Origin of the sequence: Trichodesmium erythraeum IMS101, assembly GCF_000014265.1 — a bacterium.
GTDB classification, from domain to species: Bacteria; Cyanobacteriota; Cyanobacteriia; order Cyanobacteriales; family Microcoleaceae; genus Trichodesmium; species Trichodesmium erythraeum.
Map to the genome: position 1 here is coordinate 4,810,686 of NC_008312.1, position 21,940 is coordinate 4,832,625.

The window sequence follows — 21,940 nt, forward strand, 5'->3', positions numbered from 1 at the left end:
ACATTAATTTTGAGAAACTTCAAGACTGGAATTTCTGTGTCTTTTGCTCGTTTTCTTCCCCTACCTCTACAACGGAAGTAGGCTGTTTTTTTAGCTGTGAAGACTCAACTTCCGCTAATACCTCTTCAAAATTTCTATCGGTTCCTGGTTCGTAAGAAGCCACCTCCGCTAAACCTGTTCCCAATTTACCTCCACGGATTTTTTGCATCATTATTTTCTTGTTTTCTTCATCTGATAAATTGGGGTCAAAATCATCTCTCATGCCATCAAGGAACCTTTGTGGAGTCAAAGACGGAGCCACGGTATTGATAATTCCAAAAGCTGCTTTAACTAAATAGTCGAGAATCATGTATTTTTAACTCCTGTTAGTGTGTTTAGTCGATAAAAGCACTGCTGTCCTCTCCTTTACTTGGCGTACTAGCAGTTTGACTAGCTTTACCCTTAAATTTTATTCTAACTTTTGGGGCAGGGGGCGTCAACTTCAACTTCAAGCATTCATTTTTCCAATGAGTTAACCGGTTTTTGGGCCATGTAGAGAAACCCGGTTTTTCCAAATGTTTACCTATCATCAACCCCATCATTTATTTGAGATAAAATTTTCTCCATCTCAATAATAGTGATAAAAATTTCATCTATCAATAAGTATCTCAAACAATTAGAGAAATCTGTAAGCCTTGCACAGATCAATGCAAGCATCAAAATTGTTAAAGTTGCTCTACTTCCTAAGCACCCATATCTGGCCACGCAACTGAATAACCAGGCTTTCTTATATTATTCTCAAAGGAAATACGAACCAGTGGAAGTATTGCTCAAACAAGCACTGGATATTTTTGAGCAAATATATAGGTGGGGAACATCCTCCTAAGATTATGTGCAAAAACTGTGAAGCTTGTCACCAACAACAACAAAGCTAGACATAAATTAGGTCACAGATAAGCTTTTGATATTATGTCTCTTTCCTAGAAATATGCAAAAATCTCATAAAATCTATAATAAAGACCGGATTTAACTTTTGTGAGGCACACTTACGCAGATAATATTTAAGTAATACAGTGTTTTTATGGTTTATCTTGTACCTCATTTATCTGAAATATGCTGTATCTGATTTTTGATCTAGGTGGGTTGAGGTAGGAAACCTCATAAAAATTAAGGGGGTGTTGGGTTTCACCGTGTTTCTACCCAAACTACTCCTATCCCACATTCCGCACTTCTTAAGATGAAACTGATAATTTTATCAGGACTTACGCAAAGACACTATATATAGCGCATAGTCAGTAAAGCGATGGCTATAATTTTTAGAGAGCGATCGCTTACTATTGGTGGTGTAATCCCTTTCACCCGCGCAATTCCTCTAATACCCATACCGTTAACGTACATTCTCAAGCACAGCCTTTTAAGATCATCGCCGTATTCTCGTGGTTGAGAAGGTTCGATGAACTGACTGCTACAAGGGACACCAATATAATTCTGCTTGCCTCATTGATGGCCATTTTTGCGGATATGCTAGCAGCCACAGCCAGGATATTGCATAGGTTGAACTCTCACAGGTGTTAATGACGTCAACTATTATAAACCAACAAGCTATTTAAAAAAAATAGATTCATCCCGCTATCTACCAACGCCCAAAAAAGACCTTGCTCTACCTGAAGCAGTTGATTATCTTGATAGAACGGATAGAGTTATAATTTACGGGCAAGCATTTTATCTGTTCTTTTGAAAGAGCATCAATATCCCCTAGTTATACATACTTATTTTTGATACATGGAATGTGCTTCAACATAAACTTCTGAAATAGCTGTATCCCGACAATAAGTTTATCTATCAAGGTTATTTTTTTATGGGCGCTCGTTTCAGGATTTTTCTCACTAGTGAGCAAGACCAAAAACTACTGAAGCTTAAAACTGAGGATGTACCACAGAAAGTCAAACACCGAGCAGAAGTAATTAGGCTCAATGTCTATGGTTGGTATGTCGAAAAAATAGCAGCTCACTTCAACTGGAGTTCACAAACAGTCACAACAGTATTGCATAAATGGCAAAAACTTAGCTAAGAAAGACTTTTGGACTCACCAGGGCGAGAGGAAAAACTAAAGTGGTCTGAAGAAGATATGGTCTTTCTAGAACAATGCCTAACAAAAGAGCAACGTACATATAACTCTGGCCAATTAGGGAAAAAATTAGCTAGCGATCGCCAAACAAAATAAAAACTTAGCCCCGAATTTTCTACTTTACAGGACTAAAAAATTAAGATAAGAAATTTTCATTATGTTTAAGTAAAAGCGGGTGGGGGGAATCGAACCCCCATCATTAGCTTGGAAGGCTAAGGTTTTACCACTAAACTACACCCGCAGTAGTCATTTAATAAATATAGCACAGTTTCTCAAAATTGCAAGTAAATCAGAAAAAAATATTTTGGCTCTATCAATTTTCACTTATGGGACTTCTACTCACCAGAAAGCCCAAAATATCTTCATCTATGCCTTTTAGCTTTAAAAATCCATACTTCTTCACCATCCGACTATCTAAATACTGGGCCACTGTTGCTGATACCAAAATTGTATTTGGCTCTGCGGCCTCTTCTAAACGAGCTGCAATATTTACTGATGGGCCAATCGCTGTATAATCAGAACGCTTTGGACCACCAAACATCCCTACTACAGCATTCCCCTGATGAATTCCACAACGAAACCTCACAGGAGGCACCCCATTACTTCCAATCAATTGCAGATTTTGCCAGCGCTCATTCAACTTATCTAAAGCTTTCAACATTGCCTGAGCCGAAGCTACTGCCCGTCGCGCCTGCTCCTGTGGAGTCAACTCTTCAGGTGAACCATAAATTGCCATCACAGCATCTCCCACAAACTTATCTACAGTACCACCATTAGCAAAAATAGCTCTTGTCATTTCTGCCAAATATTCATTCAATAAGTCTGCAATACGAGACGACTGCAAAATATTCGACATCCGAGTAAAACCGACAATATCACTAAATAAAACAGTTACCAACCTTGTTTCTGGTGTAAAATCCAAAACCAACTCTCCTGCTGCTGCCCGTTGCACCATTTCCGATGGTAAAAACCGCTGTAAAACTGACTCCGTCAAATAATAATTCAACTCCTGCATATGTCGCTCATTCTCTTTCAAAACCAATAAATTTCTAACTTCTGCTAACAATTCTCTATCATTAAACGGTTTTGACAAATAAGCATCTGCTCCTCTTTCTACCCCTTCAATTCTAGTATCTTCATCTGCTTTAGCAGTTAACAAAATAATAGGCGTACCTCGCAATTGTTTTTCTTCTCTAATCATCTTAATTAAATCCAAACCAGACACAACTGGCATCATCAAATCAGTTATAATTACATGAGGATGATGAATTTCTGCAAACTCAAATCCCTCAGCTCCATCCCTAGCTAACACTACATTAAAGTTAGACTTTCGCAGAATTCTTGAGACATAGTTTCTCAAATCTGGATTATCATCTACAACCAAAATAGTAGTTACTGCCATATCATCATAATTAACTGTAGCAATACTTTCTTGTTGGTCTACAGTTTGTAAATCCTCTACTTCTTGTAACTCTGCTTCTACATCCGCCAACTCAACAGCCAACTTAGTAGCATCAAATTCAGCTGGTGTTTCTAATACTTGGGCTACAGGTAAATGACTCTTTCCTGTTCGCATCCAAACTTTAAAAGTAGTACCTTGACCATAAACTGACTCTACACTTATTTGAGCACCGTGAAGTTCCACTAATTCTTTGACTAAAGCTAAACCCAAACCACTTCCTTCGTAAGAACGATTTGCTGAACCTTCTGCCTGCCGAAATCTTTGAAACAAAAAGGGAATTTGTTCTTGACGAATTCCAATACCAGTGTCTTCTACCTTCAACAGACAATATTCCTGACTAGATTCAATTGAGATCCTAATACTACCTCCAGCAGGAGTAAATTTCATAGCATTTGAGAGCAAATTATAGATAACTTTATCAAATTTTTCTACATCTAAATAAACTAGTAAACAAGTATCACTAAAGTCTGTAACTAAACTTAGTTCTTTTTTCTGGCAGTAGGGGGTAAATGATTCAACAATATTACGACACAGATCCACAAGACTACAAGGGCGAAAAGAAGGCTGCATTCGTCCCGCATCAAGTCTTTGTAAATCTAGTAATTGATTAACTAATCTTAAGAGACGACGAGAATTACGCAGAGCGATCGCAGAAGATTCTAAAGGTAAATCTTGTTGATAGTTGACTGCTTCCTCTAATAATCCAATCATCAGAGTCAGAGGAGTACGAAACTCATGGGATATATTCTGGAAAAATTCTGTTTTGAGGCGATCTGCTTCCAGTAGTCTTTCTGCTTGTTTTCTAGTAGTTTGATAAAGACGGGATTGTTGAACAGCGATCGCCGCTTGGGAAGCTAGTGCTTCAGCCAGTTCAATTTCTGAAGCCTGCCATTGGCGCTCATAAGAATTATTGCGTAGAGAAATACTACCAATAATTTCACCATCAACAATGAGAGGTACCACCATCAAAGCACGAGAATTAGATCGTAACGGGAGATCAGATTTATCAAGTTTTTGATGTTTATTCAGATCGCTAATTGCCACCGTTTTTTTTGTTTTTAGCAATTCTCCTAAAACAGGATTACTACTAATAGGAACCACTGACTGAGGTAAGTTCATTGAAATCAAGAAGTTTTCATCATTAGAAACTTGTGTTTCCATCACAGATTGATCTGAAAGAGCTTCGACTTCAGTGGTACTTACAGAAGATTTAGCTTGAGCATCATATAACCCCACAGTCTGAACATATTCATCTGCTTCTGTCCACAAAGAAAGAGCACAACCATCTACTTCCAAGGCTTGGCCTAACTCTTGAGTGATAGCAGTAAAAATCTCTTGAGGGTTAAGACTAGAGCGAATAGCAGTTGTGATCGTATTCACCAGAGTTTCTCGTTGAGCTAGACTTCTCAGTTGTTCATAAGCACGAGCTTGAGATAGAGCTAGAGCAGCTTGATCAGTAACTGTAATTAACAATTGAACTTCATAGTCTAACCAATTACGGTATTCTCCACACTGGTGTAGTGCTAAAACTGCAATTAATTCTGATCGGGAAAATAGAGGCACAATTAAACTAGAATAGACATTTGCTTCTAGATAAGCTTGTTGGCGTTTTTGAGCTTCTACAGTTTCTCCTTTGAGCTTTTCGTGATTTTTTGTATCTGAAATTATTTCTACAGTATCTGTTTTCCAGATTAATGAAGCCAAAATTTCTTGTGGTATTTTAGGAAGATTATTATTGGTTGATTGTTTAGAGTTATGTTCTTGATCCTGATAAATAGCAAACCATTCATCTTCTCCATGGTTATCTTGGAAAGGACAGCAGATCGCCAAGTTCACTTCCAACATTTGACCAATACTTTCCACTATCCTCTGAAGCATCTCCCGATAATTTGGGGCAGAGCGAATAGTATTAGTAACTGCGTATAGAAGAGATTCTTGCTGAAGAGCACGACGTAGTTCCTCAGTATGGGATTTTAGGACATTGTGGGTGTCAACTCCCTGCTTTACTAATGCTTTAAGCTCATGATCATCCCAAGGTTTAGTTACATATTTAAAGACCTTACCAGAGTTTATTGCTTCTACTAAGTCTTCTACATCTGTATACCCAGTCAAAATAATCCTAATAGTATTAGGATATTTTTCAGCAGTAAGACTTAAAAATTCTGTACCACTCATTTTGGGCATTCGTTGGTCTGAAATAATTACAGCTACTTCCCCAGATTTTTCCAGAACTTCGAGGGCTTCTGAACCACCTTCGGCTCGTAGCACCTTGTAGTTTTGGAAAAAGGTGCGGTACAGAAGATCTAAATTATATGGTTCGTCATCGACAACCAAAATTTTCGTTTTAGGTTTTTCTTGTCTGAAACTCATGCACCGCTCTCCGTGCTTTCAGGTCAGTTATAATAAATTATTATTTCGCAGGTACAGTATAGATATAACTCCATTCCGCTTCCCTACTGATTGATAGATGGCCAATCATATCTATTTAATCAACCAAGAAGCCTTATTTCTTCACTTTGGTATTTGTTTAAGTGAAAAAGGCTACTTCCATAGTAATATTGCGGTTCAAAATTAAATAAGATACAATAAAAGCTTGAATTAACAAGCTTTTCAGCTTTAAATATGTACCTCATTCTTCAGAGAAATGCTATAGTTGTGATTAAAGGTTCACTCCATTAAATTTGTAATATTTATAAATGAGTGTTTGTTTGTAAGATTCAATTCTTGAACATTTTATAATAGTTTTTTATTCAGAACAAAAACTGTTTCTTTTTAGAACAAAATCAACTAAATTTGATATATTTTATCATTTTTTAACCTTTCTCCACACATTACTTTTTTCCCATATAGTAAATTTTATTTGGCCTTTTTTTATCAATTACCCCCTTGCTATCCCTTTAATTTAGTATACTCAAGCCTGTGAAAAAATTTATTAGAATCATCTATTAATTGTAACCAGTTTTCATATTTTCATACAAAAATTACGATTTATCTTTAAATCTATTTAAAACTTTAATCTGAATTTAAGCAGAATACCTGTGTTCTTAGGTAAGTTTTCTACCCGATGCCAAGGTGAAAGATAACACAATATAAGAGAACTATTATAACAATACCAAGGGATTATTATCATGAATGAAGAATTTCATCAATGTATTCCTTGAATTTTTCAACACTAACACCAAATCTACTGAGTATGAGAAGGTATTTTTTTTCACTTTCAGCCATTACTAAATCAGGGGTTTGGCGATAAAAAAATCCGGCTTTTATACCATAATTTCGTATTATACTATCTCTTGAAAATAATACTACCAACTGAAGGTATTCAACTAGGACTGGATAAATCACAGAAATTAGTTAACAATGAAATTACCTCAATAAATAGTATTTAGAAATATAAAACTTTAATATACTTAATTTTTTTGACAATTGCTCTTAGAATATAACAGTTAAGTAGTTGTTCCAAATTAATTACACATCTATACAAGCTAAATTATTCACCTTATTGTGTTTTAAAATAATTAGGCTTAGCTAAAAAAACTGAAAGAATTTACTTAAATATTACTAAATATTTTTTTTTAATGTAAAATAATTTGGTATTAGTTAGTTCAAAATGAATAATTTTGAGTGATTAAGGGTAGAAAAATTGAAAATAGCAATTCTGACTACATCTTCTCTAATCCCCATATATTCATTACTCTGTGCCTCAATCCAATCCTGTCTGCCTGCCTCTTACCCTCCCCATAAATATATTCAGCAAGTCCTAACTAATTAGAATAAGTAAATAAGAATATAACGCCACTTATACACATAATAAATTCCATGAAAAAACACTTTTTTTTCTAATAAACTTTGGTAAATTTATCATAAAAATTGTTAGAAAATATTATCTTGGTTTCTGTACTAATTTAGTTAAATAATTTACTAAAATGTTGTTGTAGTTACAGCCAATAGTATACCTATATGCTCAGATACACTATTAATTTATATAAATTCACAATTGTTCTTTTCTAGGGCATTAAAATTGTTTATTCAATAAAAGCTAAAATTTCATTTGCAAATAGTCATATTGATATATAAATACTTATAGCAATACACTATTACTCCATATTAAGTAGGTAGATGTGAAAAAACTAGCTATATTAAGATTTATATATTAACTTCAAGCTCTTCTACAGATTTGATTTGAGTTTAATTTACATTTTATTACATAGCAACCAATTTCAACACCGACTTACTTAGACGAAAAACACATGATGATGTATATTAGTAAACTATATCTTAAATAAGATAAATCTTCGTATTTTTCAAAGTGAGATTATACACCAATAAATATAGAAGAGTCCATCGAATCAGTAAAAAAGTTTGGCTATTCAAGATTTGTATATAAGCATTTTTTCAATCTATGTCTCTCAAAATGAATAGCTCGTGGTAGTTAATTATAGACATTTTTAATTTATATAGATATAGTTTTTAAGTATATTGTGAATCCTTTATTTTTTTTCTCAAAGTCTGTTAAACCTCAAGTCAGAAAATATCATCAATTTGACTTTTCAATCCGCATTGCTAAACCACAGGACCTCAAGAGTATTTCCGAAATATTAACTAATAGTTTTCATTCCCGTAAAGGAATTATGGGTTATATTTATCCTTTTTTACAAGTAAGTATTTACGAAGATTTACGTAATCGTATCGGCTCTAAAAGTGATCATTATTTATGTATTATTGCTATGCTTCTCAAAGAGACTAAGTCTACTGAGAATTTATCTGCTCTTGAGGGCCATGATTTGGTGGGAACTGTAGAAATTAGTATACGGTCACTTCAGCAGAATAGACTTTTGTTGATAAATCCTTGGCAGTTAGATAATCTTGAGTATGCTTACTTGTCAAATTTAGCTGTTGATCCTGATTATAGAAGACTAGGAATTGCCCAACAGTTGTTAAATTTTTGTGAACATAAGGTGTTAGAATGGGGGTTTTCTGAACTATACCTTCATGTATTAGAAAATAATCATAGTGCCCAGAGACTTTATTATAAAGCTGGTTACAGATTAGAAGAAGCTGAGTGGACTTTTGGCTCTCTACTATTTGGGCAACCCCGAAAGTTACTTTTGCGTAAATCTTTTTCAGGTTAAGATTTAATCTGCATCCATTAGTCAAAACTTAAGTATAAATAAAAAATCAGGAATTAGGAGAAAATAATATTGATTAAAGCTCATAGTAATAGCATATTCCAATGAAGCAGGTATCCAAATACATGAGCTAAAAATTACTAGACCCAAAAAAGATTTCTTAGATAGCAACAATTTTGGGCTTGAGCAAAACGTCAATGTAAAAAGGATAGCAACCCCCAAAAAGACTGGAAAGAAATTGAAGTAAAAATATAGATCTTTGCTACACATGATGGACTAAAACTAGCTGAACAATATGAGCCTCAGATAAAAAGATATATTATGTTCTTATGCTAGATATAGGACATAATATTTTGGAGATTGTGAAACAATAACAGATGCATTAAAAAATATAAAAAAATAACCTAAATAAATCAGTAAGATAAAATTTTATACCTAATCTTTATGACTACTCAAGTACCACAAATAGCTGTGAAATAAGAAATAAAATTTTAATGGTTTATTATCATCAGTGCCATAAAAGCGATTAATACTAATAATAATAATGCCTTAAAAACTATTATTAGTAATGTCGGCGGTGTAATTATATTTATAGTAGCAATTATATTTAATCAAGAAAAAAATTAATCCTAAATTTGATGTATTTTGGTAGGTTAGAGCATCAAAATAAAAAATTTAGGCGTAGTAAGGTAGCAAATTATTAGGGAAAGTAATGGAGCTACCTATATTTCAAAATCCAGCAGAATGAATTACTAGAATAATTGACATCTACTAAGCTCCTTATTGATATAGATTTTGATGAGCCATAACGAGAGCTAGTTTAATATTTTGTTTATGAATTAGCTCTTTATTTTTAGCAGTTAGAACCCAAGTAAAATTCAATAAAACACTCCTAATTCAACTATATTTTACTTAAATTAATTACCAAAATTTTCAGGTAATTCTATCTTAAGGTTTCTCAGCAAAAAAGCAAATTCATCTGTAATTTCTGCAATTATTTTCGTAGTAGGTTTTCCGGCTCCATGACCTGCTTTAGTTTCAATTCTAATTAACACTGGATGATCTCCTATATGAACTTCTTGTAAGGTAGAAATAAACTTAAAACTATGAGCTGGAACAACCCGATCATCATGGTCAGCAGTAGTAATAAAAGTTGGAGGATAAGATGTTTTTGGCTTTAAATTATGTAGAGGAGAATAAGCATATAAAGCTTTAAATTCTTCGGGATCATCTGGGGAACCATACTCAGCAGTCCATGCCCAACCAATAGTAAATTTATGGAAACGTAACATATCCATTACTCCTACTGCGGGTAAAGCAGCACCAAATAATTCTGGTCTTTGAGTTATACAAGCACCTACTAATAAACCACCATTACTAGCACCAGTAATAGCTAACTTTGGAGAAGAAGACCAATTATTTTCTATCAACCATTCAGCAGCACTAATAAAATCATCAAATACATTTTGTTTTTGTTGTTTTATTCCTGCTTGATGCCACCCTTCACCATATTCTCCACCTCCACGAATATTGGGCACTGCGTAGACTCCCCCCATCTCTAACCAAATTAATCTACTAATAGAAAAGTTAGGAGTCAGAGAAATATTAAATCCTCCATATCCATAAAGAATAGTTGGGTTATTGCCATCTAGTTTTACACCTTTTTTATGAGTAATAAACATGGGGATGCTTGTACCATCCTTACTACTATAAAAAACTTGCTTTGTTTCAAATTGATTAGGATTAAAATCTACATTTGACTGACGATAAATTTTACTTTCACCACTCACCATATCGTAATGATAAATAGTTGAGGGAGTTGTGAAACTAACATAACTATAAAATGTGCTTGTGTCGTGACGTCTACCATAAAAACCAACTACTGAACCAATGCCAGGTAATTCTACATTTCTGACTGGGGAACCATCAAGATTAAATATTTTTATCTGAGTATGAGCATCTTTTAAATAGAAAGTAACAAACTGATTATTAAGTGTTCCTATCCCTTGCAATGCATCTGTAGCTTCAGGAATAATTTCTTGCCATTTATTTTGATTTTCTCCTCTCACTAAAGAAGGAGATGGAGGGTTGTTAATATCAATGGCAATAACTCGTCTTTTTGGAGCATTTAAATCTGTGAAAAACCAAAAAATATTCTGATAATTATCTATCAAAAGGTATTCAGCTTCAAATTCGCTAATAAGTTCCACTATTGGCGCATTTGGTATACTTAAATCCTGATAAAAAACTAGATTTTTGCGTTCTGTACTTTGCCAAACTGTAATAATTAAATACTTATTATCTTCTGTGACATGACAATTAAAACTCCATTCTTTTTGTTCAGGTTTTTCATAAATTAGTACATCATTATCTTGAGAAGTTCCTAAACTATGATAGTAAACCTTATGTAAATAGTTAGTATCTTTTAACTTCCCTTCTTTTGGTTGTTCGTAACGACTATAAAACAGACCCTGATTATCATTTTTCCAAGTTGGTATATAGAATTTAATCCATTGCAAAACATCCGGGAAATGTTCTCCAGTATCAATATTTTTGATGCGCCATTCTTGCCAGTCTGAACCAGACTTGGAAATACCATAGGCGATATATTTGCCATCTTTACTAATAGCAATTCCTGAAAGAGCGACTGTTCCATCTTCTGAGAATTGGTTAGGATCTATCAAAACTTTTGGTTCTGCATCTAGAGTAGGCAATGTATATAATATACTTTGATTTTGTAAACCATCATTTTTATAATAGAAGTAGCGATCGCCTTCTTTAAATGGGACACTATATTTTTCATAATCCCAGATTTTAGTTAGTCGTTTTTTGATAGTTTCTCCTTCGGAAATTTCTGCCAAATAGTTAAAAGTAATTTCATTTTGAGATTTTACCCACTCTTTAGTTTTTTCTAAGTTAGGGTCTTCTAACCATCGATAAGGATCTGCAACTTCAACACCGTGATAATTTTCTACTGTATCTGTTTTCTCAGTGATAGGATATGTTAAAGGTTGTTTTTTCTCTTTCATATTATTGAATAGTGAATGATTAGTTTAATCTTAGAAGTAAATTTACCTTTGATCAAGTTTTTTATAAATTTAGCTTTGACATTCTCGCTAAAATGCTAAAATTCAGATCATATACAAGATAAATTAAACCTTTAGAAGAGCTACTTTTTCTATTATTTAGGAGCTTTTTAATACTTTTTTTATCTGCCATTATTGCCAAGATAAACCAGCTTTATAAATACCATAAACGATATATTTAGCATCTTAAATAATAGCAATTCTTCAAAGATAAACTGTTCTATCTTCTGAGAATTTATTGGGGTTTATCAAAGTTTTGGTTTCTGGGTATAGAGTAGGTAAAGTCTATAAAAGAATTTGATTTTGTCAACCATCATTTTTGTAATAGAAGTAGCGATCGCCTTATTTAAAAGGAATACTATATTTTTCATATTCCCAAATTTAAGTTAGTCATTTTTTTATAGTTTTAACTTAGGAATTTTCTGCCAGACAATTAAAAATAGTTTTATTTTTAGACTTAACCCAACCTTGATTTTTTTTCTGATTTAGGGTCTTCTAATCATTGATAAGGATAGAAAATTTGAATGCCATAACAATTTTCTACTGATCCTGCTTTATCAGTAGCAATATATGCTAAAAATTATTTTTATTATTTTATATTTTTGATTTGTTAATCAGTAATTTAACCTCAGAAACAAATTTCACCTTTATCAAGTTTTTGTTGCAGTTTTGCTTCTATACTATTGTTAAACTTCAGGTCAAATACTAGATCAGCTAAATCTCTATAGGGATCATTTTTTCTATTATTTATCAGCTTTTTTCTTTTGTCAGCCCTAATACGCAAACCTTTGAAAGCAATTTCTAACTCAGCTTCACTTGCTGTATTGATATTAATAGTAGTTGATACCTTTGAATCTAATGATGAAGTTGGTTTTGTTTCAATACCTTTATTTCTAGTTGAACTTGTTAAATTTGGTAATTTAGTTGATACTTTATCAATAACTTTATCTGCTTGAATAAATTCTATATTTTTCAAATCTAGCTTTCTTTTCAGAAGTTCTGAACATGAAGGAGCAATAATAAAAGCTAAGTCTGGAGGAACATCTTCTGAAGGGTATGGCCTAAAGTCTAAATCATCTAACCAGGAACTAAAATCATCCAAGTGGCCAAGAATCAATTTATAATTTTTCGCTTCACCAAAAGCTCTAGCTATTATTCTATCATTATGCAGCAATTCTACATAACAATCTAAAGCGTGTTTTTGTCTAGTTTTTTTGCCTTGAAGTACTTTTGTAGTTTCAACTGCTGATAGTGTATATGCTTTCTTAATTAAATATTTTTCCCATCTTTTTTGACATTCTGCTTTGACTAATTCACGAGCATCACCTTCAAATTTTTGCTCTTCTGCTTCGGAAAAATACTTTTCATGTATTTCTAGAACTTTTCCTGAATAATAGTTACAAAATTCTCGGAAATGTTTATCAAATTTCAAGGGTATATTTTGAATTTCTTGCCAGGCTTTATGAAATTTTTTATATCCTTTATATGCTCCTTTTAACCTTTCATCAATCTCTTGTTTAATCATCATAAATTCTTTCTTAGAACCTTTACTAAGATTAATTACAGACTCTTTTACCAAGCTTTTTAATACAAAGTCTCCTTCAATTAAAGAACTTACATTAACTGATGTACCTACCAAATAAATTAGTAGAGGAATATTTCCTCCAAATTTCTGAACAGTATGCTTTAGTAATGCTCTAAAAATAACTCTAGTTTCTTCTAGATCTTGAGGAAATTTTGCTAATGAATCTAATTCATCTATTAGATATACAAAAGTAAAGCTAGGGTCTACTCTTGTGACTTGGGATATCACATCAAAAAATAACTCTACCAAATTTACTTCAATTTGGTTGAAAAGTTTATTAAATTTTGAGAGGAAAGGATTTAATTTTACCTCCTTTTTAATTCCTGTATTTAATAACGACTCTGCATCATATTCTGCAAGGATATTTTTAGCAACTTCTTTTACAGATGGTAATAGCTTTTGATTATGTATTAACGTCCAAAAAGTATACCCTAAAACATAATGGTAAAATTTAACGCTAAAATTATGATTACTACGAACTGTCCGCAAACTATAAAGTGGAAACTTAACTACTACAGAATGGTTTTCATAATTTGCCTGAGTTTGTATTAACTTATGCAAATAATTTAATAGGGAAGTTTTACCACTGCCAAGAGGTGCCGCCACGAATCTAAATGTAAAATATCTATCATCAAAAGTATGTTCAAGATCGTCTTGAAGTAGTTCTGTTATATTTGATATTGAGGACTTGCGAGATATACTTTGAGCTGTAATATAACCTTCACCGTCTTTCCCTGGTAATCTTACATCACGTTCAATCCAAATATCTTCTACATAACCTTCTCCTGGTTTAATTTCGTTTAAAAAATTTCTAATATATCTTTTTTTTCCTGCATCTTCCGGCATAATTTATTCCACCCATTGAATTAATTCTTTATTGTTTTCTTGTACTGCAAATACTAGACCATTAGACTTCAATTTGTCAAAATATTTTTCTAGTAGCAATTCAGAAATATGATTATTTTGCCTAAACTTATAGCACATTTCTTGACTACAAATAGCCACAACACCTTCCAATTCTTGACGCTTTCTTTCTTCAAGGTAAAGCTCTTTAAACTTATCTACAAAAGTCTCAAAATCCATATCTTCATTTTGAGAACTTGTCTGATTATATTTTGTTGCTAACTTTAAACAAGCTATCAAAGCATTTAAAATTTTAGCTCCTTTGTTAGACCTGAACTTATATTCTGTTGTTTGAAGACTAATAACCAGAGCCTTCATCCCAATCTCAGTAATTTGAATTCTGCCTCGTTTAGGAGATTCCAATAACTTCAACTCACATAAAGTCTCAGCCACTGATTTTGCCCATACGCGGTCTTTTTCAGATAAATTGTTCCTTACTGTACTCTTAGTTACCGTTCCCTCTATTGAGTAAGCAAAAGTGTAAAGCAAATAAAGCATTTGTTCAGTCGAAATTTCTCTCATTAGTTCCTCTTATTAATTTTATTAATGAATATATTTAAGACTTCCAATAATCCTGAAGTATAAATTTATAGAATAGTCATTTTACTAGATAAAACGAAATAGATTTGTAACTGTGACATAGACTATCTCCACAGCTTATAAACTGAGAATAAATATAAAATTAAATTTAAATTTAATTTAATACGAATAATTCTGATAATTTTTTTTTAATCAGATCAATTCTCATTTAACCATAAGGTAATTTAGTTGACTCAAAATCCCTAATTTAAAAGTAATTATTACAGTTATTTTTATTTATATCAACATAAATATGTTTCAAATACAGACAATAATTACTTTAGCATTTTTTTGTTAGTATTAAGTTATATTGAATAAAAAAAATCTCTTTTACTACTATAAAGATGCAAAACAATATTAGGAAATTGACAAAATTAAAATACTTTAAAAACAATAATTTTGAATTGATCTGATAACGTATTTATCTACAATTAGCTATTATATAGCTAATAGCTTAAATCTAAGCTATAAACATTGAATTATGACCTAAGTCAAGCCGATGATAACTACAGAATAATATTCATTTCATATCTCCACGAAATACAGTTGATTTTTTACTAAAAGATTCTCCAATTAGTTTGTAAACTTCTCTTAAATCTTCAGTTGTAAATGACTTAATTAACTTTTCGGCTGCCTTCTTAGGATTCTTAGCAACTACTATCCATAATTCTTTATTTAATTGACCTTCTGGTTGTTGTTCCAACCAATTTTTTACTGCAGTTTTTCCTGATTCAGTAATTTGATAAAAACCTCTTCCGCCACTTTTTGATTGTTCCAACCATCCCAAATGTTCCCATCGTTTTCTCCATAGTTGAGCAGTACTATGAGCATAATCTAATATTTCTCCTATTTTAGATGCGTTTAAAACTTGATTTTCTGGACAAGCTTCCACAAGTTTAGAAAACTTATGAAAATAATTTGATGGATTTCCTAAATCTTTAAGTGGATCTTCTAAAATGTCAACTTTTTTGATTTCAGTTGATTCTAGTTCAGTAATTAATTCCTCAATTTCTTTTGGTTCACAACCTAATCCATATGGCGGTTGAGCATGACATAATTCTTCATAATTATTAAATGGCTTTCCTTCCTCATCAAGTAATTGCTGATAAGCTGCTGGTTGTTTTATTAATTCACGCCATGCTTTTAATTGTTCTGCATTAGCAACGATACTTTTTTTGAGAACAGATTGTAATTTTAACTTAATTGCAAGTGCCCATTGTGGTGTTCCAGGAGTTGTGGTAATTCCTCCTGTTTTCCCTAAAGTTTCATAATCCATTTTTCCCTGCATAGCAAAGGACATTTTATTCTAGGTTATCTAAGATAATTTTTGAGTTTCCAAGGATTTTATTTTTTGCTAGCTCATACTTTAATAGGTATATTTTTAGCTATTAATTTTTTCCTATATTTCCTAATTTTTTCCTAGAATATGAGCTGAAACAAAATTTTTACTAGCAAGTATTTTACCTAACAATAGAATTTGTTGGCTTCTTTATACTAACTATTTGTATATTTTCTATTTTAACTAAAGCTTCAAGAAGCTTAATACTATAGCCTATGAGAATTGCATAAGATAAATCTAACGTCAATTAGTGGGGCATTGAATCCTATTAATTTATAAATATTGCTTTTTGCATTCTTGGCAAAAGTTGATGTTATCATAACTGTAATCAAGCAAATATTTCCCAAAATGCACTCTTATTACTTCCCTAGGGTATTGTATTCTTAAAGCTCGTGGAGTCCGACAGGATAAGGAAGCTATCTGAGCAGAAGTCCACACCATAAGTGTAAAGTTTGTTCGGTGTGGATTTAAAATTCATGATTAACAAAGTTAAATACTGGTCTGTCAAGATTGATTTTATCCCCCTTATCTACTTTTTCTCCTTGTCTTCTCCATTTAGTTTTAACCCATCATTTGAAAATTTACAAACCACTATCTGTATGTTAAAGAAAAAATTACAGGTTGATAAAATTAGAAAAGCCAGTAAATTAGTACTTTGATAGTTGATTAGGCCCTAAATTAAAGATTGACAGACCAAAACTCCGGGGACAAATATATTATCTTTGCCACCAGAAAAGCTAATTAAAAAAAGGCAGATTCAATACTTGGCTTACCCATCTTGTCAATAAACTGAGAAAATTATTAATAAACAAGGTTTTATGGCGTTTGTTAATAATAGACTTTCCACTTCTAGTATTTCTAAAAGCTTGAAAAACACTATATATATGAATCAGTAAATCAAAGATGGGTTGGGCCTGATAGCCCTGGGAAGTGAGCTTTTCTTGATTAATACACTCCTATAATCATATCTACCTACCTAAATTCTTTGTAAAATTAACTCTTTTCCTAACTTTATCGCTGCTTTCATACTCGTAGCATCAGCAATACCTCGACCCGCTATATCAAATGCTGTACCATGATCAGGAGAAGTCCTAACAAATGGTAAACCAATAGTAGTATTAACAGCTAAATCAAATGCCATTAGTTTTATTGGAATTAAACCTTGATCATGATAAAGTGCCAAATAAGCATCGCAAGTCAATGCTTCTAAACCTCGCCAAGCAAGACCCGGTTTAACCCAAATGGTATCCGGTGGCACAGGTCCATACAATTGTATATCTGGTTGGCGATCGCTTTCTTTCTCTAACCAAGGAATTAACCAATCTTCTTCTTCTGTTCCTAATTGTCCATTTTCTCCACTGTGAGGATTTAAACCGGCAACAGCAATTTTTGGTTTAGAAATACCAAAATCCTTTTGTAAACTTTCCACCAATAATTCTAATTTCCAACTCATTAACTCTGGTGTTAGAGCTGCTGGTACTTGACTTAATGGTATATGTGTGGTAGCTAAAAGAGAACGAAGTACAAAATTACTGTGGGGTGAGTGGGCAACAAATAACATTCCAAAATTTTTTACTCCTGCAATTTCGGCTAAAAGTTCTGTTTGACCAGGATATTTATGACCAGCCATCTGCCAGCAGGTTTTGGAAATAGGAGCAGTGACAATACCTTGAAACTCTCCAGCTAAAGTTTGGGCGATCGCGGTTTCTATGTAACAAAAACTAGCTTCCCCACTCACAGCATTACCTTTCCCCAGAGAAATATCTTCTAAATTTCCATCAAACTCTACATCTAAAATTTTCAAATTTTCCCAATAGACAAGTTTTTCCAGAGATAGTTGTTGGTAAGTTTCTTGCAAAATTTGACGACTCCCAACTATTGTCAAATCACAATTTTCTCTCACCTTCGGATCTGCTAAAGCTTTCAGAACTATTTCTGGTCCTATACCTGTAGGATCTCCAATAGTTATTGCTAAACGAGGAATTGGACTTTTTATTTCACTCACGGCTGTCTTCATAATGGCTTAAAATACATATACACTTTGTATAGGAGTATTTTAAGAATATGAGTGGTGAGATTTTCAATGCAGCAATTTTGTCTTTTTCTGTAATCTTAATTGGTTTAGCAGGAGGCTTCCTCTTACTTAAATTACAAGGAGGCGAATAGTTATAGCAGTCTAAGCAAAGATAAGCAACATTACTAAATACTAAAACCAAGTCATATATAACTCCTGACTTATTGTGGGGAGTTATGAGTTATGACTTATGACTTATAACTTGCGCGTAGAGCTATAACTTTCTGCTTTAAGATATAGCACTACGCATTTAAGGCGTAGATATTGCTAAATGCTGTTTTGCTACACAATAAATATACTTGCAGAGCATTCCATGGAGAAAAACTCATTTCAATATTACTCCCAACTTGGGCATGGGCATAGCTCTATACTTAGCAATATTTTCTTTTTTTATCCTGTGTATAAGCCTAACTATAGTATCATAGTATCCTTAATAATAAGAAATAAAGTGATCAATTGATCAATCCAAATATTACTATTACTGCAAAATATTAAGTTTTGTAAAAAAATGAGATAAACTTGCTAAAGTGATGAATGAATATTTAATATAATTAACACAACTTTTATGAAACTATTAATTTTAGGTTCTACTGGTACTCTGGGTAGACAAATAGTACGTCATGCCCTCGATGAAGGTTATGAAGTACGCTGTGTAATCAGAAGTTATAGTAAAGCATCCTTCTTAAAAGAGTGGGGAGCCGAACTAGTAGGGGGAAATCTCTGTAAACCTAAAACTCTAATACCCGCTTTAGAAGGAATTGATGCAGTTATAGATGCTGCAACGGCAAGAGCAACAGACGCTCTAAGTATCAAACAGGTAGACTGGGAAGGAAAAGTATCACTAATTCAAACTCTAGTAGCTCAAGGTATAGAACGTTTCATATTTTTCTCCTTTTTAAATGCAGAAAAATACTCCCAAGTTCCTCTTTTAGAAATTAAGCGGTGTACAGAACTTTTTATTGCTGAATCTGGGTTAAAGTACACAATATTGAAACCCTGTGGCTTTTTACAAGGATTAATAGGTCAATATGCAGTACCAATTTTAGATAAGCAAGCAGTATGGGTACCTGGTCTTGGGTCAGCCATTGCATATATGGATACTCAAGATATAGCAAAATTTGCTGTGGGCGCTCTTTCAGTTCCTGAAACAGAAAATAAGAGCTTTCCAGTAGTAGGTCCTCGTGCTTGGGATGCCAATGAAATTATTCGGATGTGTGAACGACTTTCCGGTGAAAAGGCCAAAGTAACTCGCACTAATATTAACCTATTGCGCATATTCCGTCAGTTTACTAGGTCATTTCAATGGGGTTGGAATGTGGCAGATAGGCTAGCTTTTGCAGAAGTATTAGCCAGCGGTCAGCCAATAATTGCTCCTATGGATGATGTATATTCTTTATTTGGTATTAATCCTCAAGAAATAACCACCCTAGAGTCTTATTTGCAAGAGTATTATAGTCGAATTATGAAAAAACTGAAGGAAATAGAATACGAACAAGCAAAACTAGGAAAAACAACTTCTAAAAATAAACCTTTCTTTTTCTAGAGCTTCTAACTACCCTGAACTAGATTTTTGCGAGTGTCTAAAATAGGAATTATTTATAACGATGCTAAACCTATAGCTTGTCGCATAACTAATGAATTGAAAGACAAGCTGAAGGCTTATGGCTATGATGTTCATCTCGTCATTGGGGCCGAGGGAATTTTAGGTTATCCTAATCTAGAACGCCCTGTATGCCATACTCCTATAGACCAGCTAGTTCCCTCTGGTTTTACAAAAGATATGAAATTTGCCATTGTTTTAGGAGGAGATGGTACTGTTCTATCCGCATTTCGTCAAGCTGCACCCTCCCAGATTCCACTATTAACTGTCAATACAGGCCACATGGGTTTCTTAACTGAAACTTTTGTCAATCATTTGTACCCAGCTATTGAACAGATTCTAGCAGGAAACTATGAAATAGAAGAGCGGACTATGCTAGAAGTACGTCTGTTCCGAAATGATAAGTTATTCTGGGAAGCTCTCTGCTTAAATGAAATGGTTTTGCATCGGGAACCGATGACTTGTATGTGCCATTTTGAAATTAAAATTGGTAAACACGCTCCCATAGATATTGCTGCTGATGGTATTATTATATCTACTCCCACTGGTTCTACTGCTTATTCTTTATCCGCAGGTGGCCCTGTTATCACTCCAGGAGTTCCAGTTTTAGAGCTCTCACCTATTTGTCCCCATTCTCTTGCATCCCGCGCTTTAGTTTTTGCTGATACTGAACCTATAACTGTTTTGCCAGCAGGTCCAAATCGTCTAATGATGGTTGTAGATGGTAATGGAGGATGTTATGTTCTTCCAGAGGATAGTATACAAGTCAAACAATCTCAGTATAAAGCACGTTTTATTCGACTTAAAACACCGGAGTTTTTTCACATTCTTCGGGAGAAATTGGGGTGGGGACTACCACATATTGCCAAGCCAACTTCTGTGGAACTGCCATGATATTCTCCTGCTATTAGAATAACGAAATGCTAACTGGAGTCTGTGGACTTATACCTTAAAGTGAAGCTTTCAACCCGATTTTTTGGTCAATATAGTATTTGAATCTGCTATTTGCTAGTTTTTATTCTTGTTCTCATTTTTTGTAACAATTCTCAGTGCTAGACTAACTCTGATGTTTTAAAAAAATCAGGATTATATTAAGTGATGTAAATCTAATATTCAATGAGTCTTAGTATGAGTACCCTAACTGTTGACCAAAATCTTTCTGTCTTAATAATAGAGACTGATGAAACTTTAGCCCAATATGTGAGTCTAGACCTACAAGAGTCAGGTTACAATCCAATTGTTGCTAATAACTCTAGTAATGGTTTTCATAGAGCTATGGAGCTTCAACCTGCTTTGATCGTGATTGATCGAATGTTGGCTGGTGAATCTGGACTATCATTATGCAGTAATCTGAGGAAAATGGGTAACAAAAAGCCCCTGCTACTTTTGATGGCTAGTGATCAGGTAGAAGATCGAGTGGCTTGTCTAGAGTCTGGAGCTGACGATTATTTTCTAAAACCTTATCGAAGAGATGACTTTTTACAATTAATTAGATTTTATTTGCAACCTAATACATCAGACAAAGAACAGTTGGTCTTTGCAAATTTAATTTTAGATTTTGCTAGTCGGCGAGTTTTTTGTCATGGTCGTAGTATTGAGTTGACTATGAAAGAGTTTGAACTGTTAAAGTTTCTAATGGAGCATCCTCGTGAAGTATTGAGTCGTGAACAGATTTTGGAAAATGTTTGGGGTTATAGTTTTTTAGGTGAGTCTAATGTCATTGAGGTGTATATTAGATACTTACGTCTTAAAATTGAGAGAGAAGGTGAAAAAAGATTAATTCAGACTATCCGTGGTATTGGGTATGTATTAAGAGAAACTTAAAGCTATATATGATGGTGGGTATATTCTAATGGCTTTCTACTTTATGATTTTCTCAAGGGTTATCGTCAGTAGCAGCATTTTTCTACCTACCTTTTAGGGTTGTTTATCTACATTCACAATTATGCTAGCAAGAAATCATTATTTGTAACGATAAGTAAGTTGTTTAGGACTTACACGGATGGCACTAATTGTAGTGTAAATCTTCAAAATAATCCGCAAAAATAAACTATATGAGGTAATGTGTAAGTCCTG

General features: G+C 33.3%; 14 protein-coding genes, 1 tRNA gene and 1 pseudogene. 7 read left to right on the forward strand and 9 right to left on the reverse strand.

Translation table 11 applies throughout. The annotated features are described in order from the left end of the window. Positions 1 to 19 precede the first annotated feature (19 nt). Together TERY_RS15090 and TERY_RS37065 are read right to left on the reverse strand one after the other, a co-directional pair. Positions 20 to 349: a hypothetical protein gene (locus TERY_RS15090; RefSeq protein WP_011612629.1), complete on the reverse strand. Its 330-nt coding sequence runs from the start codon at positions 347 to 349 to the stop codon at positions 20 to 22. Positions 350 to 1,326: 977 nt separating this feature from the next. Continuing rightward, positions 1,327 to 1,500: pseudogene (locus tag TERY_RS37065) on the reverse strand (IS1 family transposase); the annotation flags it as partial. 337 nt (positions 1,501 to 1,837) lie between these two features. Between TERY_RS37065 and TERY_RS30845 the strand changes: the two are divergent. Beyond that, positions 1,838 to 2,050: a helix-turn-helix domain-containing protein gene (locus TERY_RS30845; protein WP_081432468.1), complete on the forward strand. Its 213-nt coding sequence runs from the start codon at positions 1,838 to 1,840 to the stop codon at positions 2,048 to 2,050. Positions 2,051 to 2,059: 9 nt separating this feature from the next. Beyond that, complete coding sequence (locus TERY_RS33250) at positions 2,060 to 2,203, forward strand: hypothetical protein (RefSeq protein ID WP_155994447.1); 144 nt, start codon at positions 2,060 to 2,062, stop codon at positions 2,201 to 2,203. A 74-nt stretch (positions 2,204 to 2,277) separates the two neighbouring features. Here the strand turns inward: TERY_RS33250 and TERY_RS15110 are convergent. Both TERY_RS15110 and TERY_RS15115 read right to left on the reverse strand, forming a co-directional pair. Further along, positions 2,278 to 2,348 (reverse strand) — tRNA-Gly (locus TERY_RS15110). 72 nt (positions 2,349 to 2,420) lie between these two features. Continuing rightward, positions 2,421 to 5,939, reverse strand: a complete 3,519-nt coding sequence (locus TERY_RS15115) for a response regulator (RefSeq protein WP_011612630.1) — start codon at positions 5,937 to 5,939, stop codon at positions 2,421 to 2,423. 2,111 nt (positions 5,940 to 8,050) lie between these two features. Here TERY_RS15115 and TERY_RS15125 point away from each other — a divergent pair. Beyond that, a complete protein-coding gene (locus TERY_RS15125; RefSeq protein ID WP_011612631.1) occupies positions 8,051 to 8,701 on the forward strand; it encodes a GNAT family N-acetyltransferase in 651 nt (216 codons plus the stop codon). A gap of 914 nt (positions 8,702 to 9,615) precedes the next feature. Here TERY_RS15125 and TERY_RS15130 read toward each other — a convergent pair. From TERY_RS15130 to pdxA, 5 genes are all read right to left on the reverse strand, one after another. Next, positions 9,616 to 11,727, reverse strand: a complete 2,112-nt coding sequence (locus TERY_RS15130; RefSeq protein ID WP_011612632.1) for a prolyl oligopeptidase family serine peptidase — start codon at positions 11,725 to 11,727, stop codon at positions 9,616 to 9,618. A 685-nt stretch (positions 11,728 to 12,412) separates the two neighbouring features. After that, on the reverse strand, positions 12,413 to 14,215 hold the full coding sequence (locus TERY_RS15135) for a hypothetical protein (protein WP_011612633.1): 1,803 nt from the start codon (positions 14,213 to 14,215) through the stop codon (positions 12,413 to 12,415). Between the two features lie 3 nt (positions 14,216 to 14,218). Further along, positions 14,219 to 14,794, reverse strand: a complete 576-nt coding sequence (locus tag TERY_RS15140) for a hypothetical protein (RefSeq protein WP_011612634.1) — start codon at positions 14,792 to 14,794, stop codon at positions 14,219 to 14,221. A 577-nt stretch (positions 14,795 to 15,371) separates the two neighbouring features. After that, positions 15,372 to 16,151 (reverse strand): hypothetical protein, encoded by a 780-nt coding sequence (locus TERY_RS15145; RefSeq protein ID WP_011612635.1) that lies wholly within the window; start codon positions 16,149 to 16,151, stop codon positions 15,372 to 15,374. 1,015 nt (positions 16,152 to 17,166) lie between these two features. Continuing rightward, positions 17,167 to 18,207 (reverse strand): 4-hydroxythreonine-4-phosphate dehydrogenase PdxA, encoded by a 1,041-nt coding sequence (gene pdxA, locus TERY_RS15150; RefSeq protein WP_011612636.1) that lies wholly within the window; start codon positions 18,205 to 18,207, stop codon positions 17,167 to 17,169. A gap of 47 nt (positions 18,208 to 18,254) precedes the next feature. On the opposite strand from pdxA, the gene petM reads away from it, so the two are divergent. The 4 genes from petM (at position 18,255) to nblR (ending at position 21,688) form a co-directional block, all read left to right on the forward strand. Beyond that, a complete protein-coding gene (gene petM, locus TERY_RS26390) occupies positions 18,255 to 18,356 on the forward strand; it encodes a cytochrome b6-f complex subunit PetM (RefSeq protein ID WP_063823346.1) in 102 nt (33 codons plus the stop codon). Between the two features lie 473 nt (positions 18,357 to 18,829). Continuing rightward, positions 18,830 to 19,807, forward strand: a complete 978-nt coding sequence (locus TERY_RS15155; RefSeq protein ID WP_011612637.1) for an NAD(P)H-binding protein — start codon at positions 18,830 to 18,832, stop codon at positions 19,805 to 19,807. Positions 19,808 to 19,840: 33 nt separating this feature from the next. After that, entirely contained in the window at positions 19,841 to 20,758 is a 918-nt protein-coding gene (locus tag TERY_RS15160) for an NAD(+) kinase (RefSeq protein WP_011612638.1), read from the forward strand. A gap of 234 nt (positions 20,759 to 20,992) precedes the next feature. Then, entirely contained in the window at positions 20,993 to 21,688 is a 696-nt protein-coding gene (nblR, locus tag TERY_RS15165; protein ID WP_081432549.1) for a response regulator transcription factor NblR, read from the forward strand. Positions 21,689 to 21,940: the final 252 nt, after the last annotated feature.